Source organism: Metabacillus niabensis (genome assembly GCF_902829255.1).
Classification (GTDB): Bacteria; Bacillota; Bacilli; order Bacillales; family Bacillaceae; genus Metabacillus; species Metabacillus niabensis.
Map to the genome: position 1 here is coordinate 1 of NZ_CADEPK010000297.1, position 2,460 is coordinate 2,460.

The window sequence follows — 2,460 nt, forward strand, 5'->3', positions numbered from 1 at the left end:
ATGGGAAACTCTGGGTTTGTCCCTGACAATACGAACATAAAAAAAACAAGTGGTACCCCTAATCTCTTTTTCGATTCAAAGAATAATATTGAGTTCAAAAAGGATTCTGAAAATGTTATTTATAAAGTTACTTCAACCCAGCTTCCCGCTATGGTGGGAGGTGCTTTTGCAAACGTTTATTTGACAAAAGGACATATTCGGGAGCCACATTGGCACCCAAACTCATGGGAGCTAGACGTTGTAATTTCTGGCGAGGCGCAAATTTCCATTGTTGATCCGGATACGAATAAATTGCATACCTATTTTGCCAAACCTGGTCAAGTTGTTTTTATTCCAATGGGTTGGTGGCATTGGATTATACCAAAATCAAGAAAAGTGCATATGCACCTCTTTTTTAACAATGACCAATTTGAAACAGCGTTAGGTTCAAATATGTTACGGCTCACACCGCCAGAAGTATTTCAACTATCATATGGAGTTGATGCGAACAAAATAGCAGATGTCTTAAGTCCAATTAAAGAATCCGTGGAAATCGGTCCACCTATATACGAAAAACGCAACCAAACTCCGACATCGAGTACAAACAGTATGAAATCAGAAGATCATTTAACAGAAGAGAAATCAATCGAGCAAATTTCCATCAATTTTAATGAAAAAAAATTCAATTTGTAAATCGTATCAATTTGGTATCCGAAAGTTATTTAGCTAACATGTTAGTTGATTTAGGATCCCCGTATTAGTTAACTGTTCAGTTTTTAGAAAGGCTGTTTTCGTAAACTTTGTTGCTTTTTATTAGTAGCCCGTTATAGTTGGATTTCCTCGTGCTATGCTCATTTCCGCGGGGTAGGTGGTGAGATTCTAGGTATAACATCTGCGAGGCATCACCTGTCCCACACATCACGCAAGAGTTCTCGTACTATGCCCCAAGCAAACCTTTGCAAAGCTTTCTTAAAAACAACAATATTTTCGAAAAGAGCCTTTAGAAAAATTAGTGCATGGAGAATGCTGTTAAATAACAATTAAGTATTAGGACTTATTTATTTTATGGATAGTAAATTAGCCATTAGAACGCAAAAGATACATTCCCACAAGGATGATTATGATCACCAATATACCTATGAGAAGACGTTTCAATCTAACTCCTCCTTAAATATTAACTCCTTCAAAATACTTAGATCTATAAATCCTCATTCCATTCGTCCCAATCACGTATCTATTAATTAAAAATGGCACTCTTTTGCTAGAATTTTCAATCGCTTTATTGTTCATTGGTAATTCGCTAAAAAATTTATTTAATTTTTTAACTTTAAATCCACCAAATTCGACTAATTTCATATAAGACTTGCCGACTTTAAACGGTATATTAAGTAGATTGTATATGGAGTAACTAAAAAAATTGCTGTATATAGACCTGGTGTATATGTTTTCAATAATAACGTCTGTAACACATGTGCTAGATTATGTAGTAACACAAATACTAGGAAAGATAAAAACAACATAGAACTCCAAGTACTTTCTAAATATTGAACTTTGACAAAAGTAATAATAGACATTGTTAAAAAGATAAACACATCTCTCTTTGCAAAGGAATGAGAATTAACATTCCAAAAATTCCAAATTCTATTATTTATCCACTTATCGTCGTTTCGAATCATACTCTCTGTTCTTTTTGCCCATTTTTCTACAGCTATTATTTCCTCAAAATCATGTAACATAAAAATAATAACAAATAACCAAATTGCATTATAAAGTTCAAGTTGTAACAATTGATTACCTCCTTTCCTCATTTATGGGATTTTCATCGAAATTGTCACGGAGTAATATAAAATTAAAACTACTATCTTATGTAAGAACAAAAAAATATCTATAGTTAAATAAAATAATCATAATAGTAAAAAACAGTCAAACATAGGCTCAATACAATAAATAAGAGCAATCCTAAAGTAATTGGAGATAAACGAAATTGAAACAATTTTATTCTCTCACTGTCCTGCCCCGTTCCTCCTTTTACCCCTGCATTATATTGGTTATTGCTTTGTGTAGAAGAATATAAAAACAGCCATAGTATCGCAAAAATTACTACTCCACCTAAGAATAAAATCTCCATTAGGTTCCATTTAAAAATGATAGAAAGAATCCATAACAATCCTGTTTCTATTAACATTGTTAAAACGACTATTAATGTCTTTTTCAAATTTATCCCCCCTTATACTATATTTGATATACGAATTACTTATAAATAAGTTCCATTTATTCCATATAAAACCAGAATAGAACAAAAAATAGTACTCCATAACAATATCTAATAGCTTCGTTGTTTCATCTATAAATCAAATAAAAACCACCCGTGATAACGGGTGGTTTTCTCTGCGGCTGAAAGCCTTTGTTACTGACCAAACCCTAAAGGGCTTCTGAACGGTTCCCCACGTGTACTACTTCTACTGGCCAGACCTAAAAGGC

The 2,460-nt window shown here is 33.0% G+C and carries 3 protein-coding genes; 1 reads left to right on the forward strand and 2 read right to left on the reverse strand.

Going from position 1 to position 2,460, the window contains the following annotated elements; genetic code table 11:
* The coding region (locus HU235_RS16855; protein ID WP_174880958.1) for a cupin domain-containing protein at window positions 1–672 on the forward strand (672 nt) is incomplete at its 5' end.
* A gap of 659 nt (window positions 673–1,331) precedes the next feature.
* Here the strand turns inward: HU235_RS16855 and HU235_RS16860 are convergent.
* Both HU235_RS16860 and HU235_RS16865 read right to left on the reverse strand, forming a co-directional pair.
* On the reverse strand, window positions 1,332–1,766 hold the full coding sequence (locus HU235_RS16860) for an HXXEE domain-containing protein (RefSeq protein ID WP_174880959.1): 435 nt from the start codon (window positions 1,764–1,766) through the stop codon (window positions 1,332–1,334).
* A gap of 104 nt (window positions 1,767–1,870) precedes the next feature.
* Window positions 1,871–2,194 carry a hypothetical protein gene (locus HU235_RS16865; RefSeq protein ID WP_174880960.1) on the reverse strand — a complete coding sequence of 108 codons (324 nt, stop codon included), beginning with the start codon at window positions 2,192–2,194 and terminating at the stop codon, window positions 1,871–1,873.
* Between the last annotated feature and the right edge of the window lie 266 nt (window positions 2,195–2,460).